Source organism: Chthoniobacter sp., assembly GCF_040003245.1.
Lineage (GTDB): Bacteria > Verrucomicrobiota > Verrucomicrobiia > Chthoniobacterales > Chthoniobacteraceae > Chthoniobacter.
Genome location: NZ_JBDUCX010000342.1, coordinates 1 through 5,529, shown reverse-complemented (window position 1 = coordinate 5,529; position 5,529 = coordinate 1). Strand labels below are relative to the sequence as shown.

The following is a 5,529-nucleotide window of genomic DNA, read 5'->3' as shown; positions in this document are numbered from 1 at the left end:
TGCGGACAACATTCCAAGCGGCCCTTCCCCCTGTTACAGCACATTCCCGCAAAGGAGGAAGGGCCGCCGCTTTTTTTTGAAAGCGTGGGGAGAATGAGTTTCCGGGCTGCCTGCGCTCAGGCGGCGTGCAGGGCGGGCAGGCTCTGGCGGATGCTACGACCTGCGACCTCGCGGATGACTTTGTCGTGCTCGTCGGTTTTAACAATGCTCCACGACTGTGTCGCATCCGCGGCGAAGGAGGTCTTGGTGATAACCGTGCCGGCGGACTCGGGCACACGATGGCCCCAAGTGAAAGTCTTGGTGATCGCATCCCATACCCCTTCATTTTCAATCACCGAGCCGGTGGCGAGGAAGGCCCAACTGCGGTAGACCTTTCGCTCGGTATCGAAAGTCATGATCGTCAGGCCGTGAGCCGGCGGCGCGCCGTCATTCGATTCCGTAGACCAGGACTGGCGGAGGAACCGCCCGTTGAGGATCCATTCGCCGAGCTCGGTGCGCCGCGCGTCGGGGCGACCGGCGATCTCGTCCTCCCACTGGCCGGCGTAGTGGTGGAGTTCTTTCAGTTCGGGGACGTCGGTGGAAGGGCCTTCGGCAATGTCTTCGCCGGCGTTGACCTGGCAATTCAAAATGGTGGCGGGTATGGAGACGGTGAGAACGACTGACTTCATGTCATGCTGAATCGAACGAAACTCGTGTGTTGGTTCCCCAGCGCGCGAATCGTCATATTCGCTGGAGTTTACGTGTTCTGACGGATAGTAAACGGACGTAACTCGATGAGGCTTCTCTTCTTTCTCCTGCTCGTTGTCTTCCCGCCGTTTTCGTCCCTCCTTGCCGCGCCGCAGTGGACCGGGCCGCTGCGCTACGAATTTGTGAACCAGCAAACGCAGGTGGCGCTGATGGCGGAATTGATCAGCAACAGCAGCCGTGAGAATGCGACCGGCACCTTGGAAGTGCAGCTCTGGGCGGGTGCCGAGCCGTACGAGAGTGGCACCATTCACGGCGTATTGCTCGGGAGCGCGAAGCTGGAGGGACTCGGTGCCGGACAGGTTTACAAGGGCTTGCGAAAGACGGTGCCCTACACGCCGCCGACCGTGCGCGGCAACTACTACCTGACGATGTTGCTGCTGGAGTTTCGTGGAGGAGCCTACGTCATCGTGCAGCACTCCAGTTTCACCAACCCGGTCAGCCTTGGGCCGCTGCCGCTCTTCACGATGGAGGGGCCATGGCGTTACCAGGTGAGTACGGAAGGTGGGACAGTGGACATGGGCGTGGCGAAGATCAGCCATCGGCGCACGGGGAATACGGGAGGCTTGAAGCTCGCGGTGTGGGCAACGGCGGCACCATACCGCGGCGGCTCATTGCGTGGTTTTGAAATCGCCGAGGTGCGGAAGGATGCCCTCAAACCGGGCTTCGCCTATACCAATGTCGCCAACGTCGGCAAATACGTGAAACCGCCGCCGGGCGAGTATTATATGTCGCTGGTGCTCTTCGAGTGGGACGGCAAGGAGTTCGAGGTGGTCGCACACCTTGAGTCGAACGGGACCGCGCACTTTTAGCATCCTCGACGCAGTGGGCGCCGCCGGCCTGGCAACCGGTTTTTTGCTTGTCGGACTCCTTGTCCTTTCGATATGACCCAAACGCTTTTCCCAGCCAGAATATGACTACGCTTACGAGAGCCGTTTTGTTGGTCACTTGGATGGGAGGGTTCGCCGTGCGGGCTCAGGATGCGCCCGCGGCGGGCAGTGCGGGCCGCGAGCCGGCAGCGACGCCGGCCCCTCAGGCCGAAATGAAAAAGTGGCTCGACGATCTGGACGATCAATGGCGGGCCGTCCTGACGAAAGAGGTGACTGTTCCGTATGATCTCGATGTCAGCAAGGCGCGGCAGCAGTATTTGGCTGCGGTGGAGGCGGGCATCGCCAAGGCGACCGGAGTGGGTGATCTGGAGGGCGTCCTGGCGTGGCGCAAAGAGAGAGACATTTTTCTGACGGCGAAGGACATTGCGGTGGAAGGAGATCCCGACGTTCCTGGCGCCCTCAAGCAGTTGCGGGGGAGTTGGACGACGGAGATGGCGAGACTGGCCAGGGATCGCGTGGATAAAACCAAGACAGTGCAGTTGCGCTACGACACGATCCTCGCGAACGCGCAGACGGTTTTGACGAAGCGCGGGCGCCTCGACGACGCGATGCTGATCAAGGACAAGCGGGAAGTCATCGTTTCGACGTGGTTGCAAGGGGGATCGGCGGCGGCGTCGAGCGCATCGACGGCGTCCGCAACGCTCAAGGCTTCGGCGCCTTCGCCGACGGCAGCGAAGCCCGGGGCGCCGGTTGGACGGCCGGTCAATGCAGGCCTCATCGCCAAGGTCGAGGTCCAGGATGCGGGGGTGGTGAAATTGGTTACAGACGAAAAGCTCTGGAGCGATCGGGACGTCAAGATCACGGAGATCCCCGCGGCGTTTGCCGGTTTGCAATTCACCCAGCACAAAGCCCATGGACAGACTGTGAAGTTCAAGGTGAAGACCGACGGCATGGTCTATCTGGGATGCCCGGCGCGCTGGGGCACGACGGCGCCGGCGGAGGACGCGAAGACTTTCATGAATGCGGAAAAGCTCGCCCAGCAGGGCTGGGTGCGGGAGGAGCCTTACGAGATCAAGACGACGGCGGCGGACATGGCCTTCCTGATTTTCTCGCGCAGGTGCAAGGCCGGCGAGGAGTTCAACTACCGCACGGACAAGTATGCGCCGCCGATTTTGCTGCTGAAATAGTTTCACGAGATCGTTGGCCGCTGGCGAAAAAGATTCCGCTCCCGGGTGAATGTGGGCAACTTCTCCGCCGTCCCTTTCCCCGCATGGTTCGTCCGCACCAATTTTTCATCGCTAATGGCTCCGCTCCGGCGTATTGAGCGGGTGCTATTTCTGGCCTGTTTCGTCGCCTTCGCCTGGTTTCACCAAGGCGGCGGGTGGAACCAGAATTCGCGCTTCGCGGAAGTGCGCGCCATCGTGGAAGAGGGACGTTTTGCCATCGATGACTTCCTCGTCTATCAGGTCGACCCGGCGGATGCGACCGGCCACCGCTTCGTGCGGCTGCCGCTGAATCACGCCGAATACACGTGGGAAGGACAGGTCCGCGCACTGTCGTGGGTGGATATGTCGTATGAACTGTATCCGGTGAACGAGGATTCGCGGACGCCCGATGCGAAGAATATGCCGATGATCGAGGAATGCTCTTCGGGCGATATCGGCTATGTGCCGTGGACGGGGGAGTTTCATCCGAACAAACCGCCGGGCACGACCTTCCTCGCGGTGCCGGCCTATTGGCTGATCTATCATTTCGAGAAGTGGCGCGGATGGAACCCTGACGACTGGTGGACGCTGACGGTGAACGCGTGGCTGACCTCGGCCTTCAGCGTGGGGTTCATCTCGGCGTTCGGGTGCGCGGTGTTCTTCCGGCTCGCTCGTGAAATGGCGGGCGGCAAAGCGCTGCCGGCATTGCTGGCGACGCTCGCGTTCGCTTTTGGCACGACGTTCTTCCCCTTCGGTACGCTGCTTTTCGATCATGATCTCACGGCGATCTTTTTGCTGATGGCGTTTGCCTGTCTGTGGCGCGTGCGCGGAATGGAACGGCCGGCGCCCGGGCGGGTCGTGCTGGCGGGAGTGTGTGCCGGCGTGGCGGCGATCACGAATTACATCGCCGCCGGGGCGGGAGTGATTCTCGCGTTGTATGCGCTGCGGGCCACGCTGCCGGCGACCGGCAAGGTGCGTTGGAACTGGCGGGCATTGGGATGGTTTTCGTTGGGCGTGGCGCCGCTCTTCGTCGTGATCTGCGTCTACGATTGGGTCAACTTCGGCTCGCCGTTCAAGCTGGCGAACGATTTCCAGAATCCGCTCTTCCAGGACACGCGTGCTTTGCTCGGGATGTTTTACATGCCGAATCCCTACGTCGCGGGGTTACTTACGATCTCGCCGTATCGCGGCATCTTCTTCCTCGCGCCGGTGACGATCATGAGCATTTACGGGCTCTTCGTGTGGCTGCGCGAAAAGACCTGGGTCGCCGAGGCGCGACTGTGTCTGGCCATCTTCGGCTTCTTCTTCCTCGTGAATGTTTGCTTCAATGGCTATCATGGGGGCTTCGCGGCGGGACCGCGCTATCTCGTGCCGGGCCTGCCGTTTCTCGGCCTGCCGTTGGTGGTGGCGTTCATGCGCTGGCGCTGGCTGACGTCCGCACTGGCGCTCGTCTCGATCGTGCAGCAGACGCTGCTCACGGCGACCGACGCGCAGAACTCCCTCGCGGTGGGTGGCCATGCGCGCATCGACGACGCGCATCGCAAGGACGACTTCTTTTGCCAGATCGTGGGCGAATATGCGTGGCCGCTCTTTGCCTATGGGCGGGCCTGGCCGGTCCTGAACCAGCTGATCGCCGCGCGGCTCGACAAGGCGGATTCGGAGTTCAAGGACGATGGCGTGGCGGAGCCCGAGCGGAAGGAGAACCTCGCCAAGCTGGAGAAGACCATGCGCGCGAGCATCGCCCGCGGGGACTCCAGTCCATTCATCCTGGGCGCCATTCGCGGGCCGGTGTCGGTCAACCCGATTGGCGCCTACGATGGCCTGCTTATCTTCACTATGTTCCCGGCGGGCTCCGTTCAGACCGATTGGAATTCCTTCAACGTCGGCGAATTCTTCTTTCCGCAAAGCCGCGCGAGCCTTCTGCCGCTGCTCATCATCAGCGGCGGGCTGGCCGGTTTCTTGATCGTGCTCGCCGCGCGCCGCGATCGGCTCAGTGCGTCGGGGAGTAGTCCGTCGCCTTGAGGAAGACGGATTTTACGCCGTCGGGAATGGTCAACGAGCCGCCGCCTTTATCCTCGCTGGCCTTCTTCGCGGCGATCCAATCGGGGTCCGCACGGAAAGCATCGAAGAAGGCCTTGGCGGCGTCCACGCTGGCATGGGCGAGGAGATAGACGAGGGTATTTTCGGCGTTGGCTTGGTCGGGCAGGAGTTTCCAGTAGAAGAGATTCGTCATGCCGTGCTTGGTGAAGAGCGCGATGGTGTGATCGCGGAAGCGGGCGTGGAGGAGGGGAAGATTGTTCGGCGTGGTGGTGTAGGTGCGCAGCTCGAAGACGCGCGCGCCGGAGCCGGTGGAGGGCTTGATCGCGGGGGAGAAATCCGTGGCGGAGAGGAACTGCTGGTCCACCTTGGTCACGAGCTTGCCGTTCACTTCGGATTCCGTCTTCGCCTTTTTCCAGTCTTCATCGGCCGCGAATTCCTTCCACGCCGTTTCGCGCGCTTCGCGGCCGGGATAGGCGAGCACGTAGATGAGCAGGTTGTCGGGATTCTCGATCGGCGTCCAATAACCGATGTTCGTGATGCCGTGCTTTTCGAAGAGCGCCACGGTGTGATTGCGGAAGCGGGCATTGAGATCATCGAGCTTGCCGGGGGCAGCGTGGTAAGTGCGCATCTCGAAAACGCGCGTGTCGGGGTCGGCGGCGACGGTGGTGACGCTGGTGGCGAGCATGGTGAGGGCGAGGAGAGGGAGGAAT

At 61.9% G+C, this 5,529-nt stretch carries 5 protein-coding genes; 3 read left to right on the top strand and 2 right to left on the bottom strand.

Annotated features, from left to right (window positions below; all coding sequences use genetic code 11):
• Positions 1–116 precede the first annotated feature (116 nt).
• Entirely contained in the window at positions 117–668 is a 552-nt protein-coding gene (locus tag ABJF10_RS28915; RefSeq protein ID WP_348548074.1) for a hypothetical protein, read from the bottom strand.
• Between the two features lie 105 nt (positions 669–773).
• Between ABJF10_RS28915 and ABJF10_RS28910 the strand changes: the two genes are divergently transcribed.
• The 3 genes from ABJF10_RS28910 to ABJF10_RS28900 all read left to right on the top strand — a co-directional run bounded on the left by ABJF10_RS28910 (position 774) and on the right by ABJF10_RS28900 (position 4,801).
• Positions 774–1,556 (top strand): hypothetical protein, encoded by a 783-nt coding sequence (locus ABJF10_RS28910; RefSeq protein WP_348548073.1) that lies wholly within the window; start codon positions 774–776, stop codon positions 1,554–1,556.
• A 230-nt stretch (positions 1,557–1,786) separates the two neighbouring features.
• Positions 1,787–2,761 (top strand): hypothetical protein, encoded by a 975-nt coding sequence (locus tag ABJF10_RS28905; protein ID WP_348548072.1) that lies wholly within the window; start codon positions 1,787–1,789, stop codon positions 2,759–2,761.
• A 114-nt stretch (positions 2,762–2,875) separates the two neighbouring features.
• Positions 2,876–4,801, top strand: a complete 1,926-nt coding sequence (locus ABJF10_RS28900; RefSeq protein WP_348548071.1) for a hypothetical protein — start codon at positions 2,876–2,878, stop codon at positions 4,799–4,801.
• Here the strand turns inward: ABJF10_RS28900 and ABJF10_RS28895 are convergent.
• Positions 4,770–5,529, bottom strand: a 760-nt coding sequence (locus ABJF10_RS28895; RefSeq protein ID WP_348548070.1) for an NIPSNAP family protein, incomplete at its 5' end; no start/stop codon positions are given. The genes ABJF10_RS28900 and ABJF10_RS28895 overlap by 32 nt on opposite strands.

Bases quoted from the DNA above. Each gene is read 5' to 3' on its own strand.
- ABJF10_RS28910 (WP_348548073.1), top strand. From the start codon at position 774: ATGAGGCTTCTCTTCTTTCTCCTGCTCGTTGTCTTCCCGCCGTTTTCG.
- ABJF10_RS28915 (WP_348548074.1), bottom strand. From the start codon at position 668: ATGAAGTCAGTCGTTCTCACCGTCTCCATACCCGCCACCATTTTGAAT.
- ABJF10_RS28900 (WP_348548071.1), top strand. From the start codon at position 2,876: ATGGCTCCGCTCCGGCGTATTGAGCGGGTGCTATTTCTGGCCTGTTTC.
- ABJF10_RS28905 (WP_348548072.1), top strand. From the start codon at position 1,787: ATGAAAAAGTGGCTCGACGATCTGGACGATCAATGGCGGGCCGTCCTG.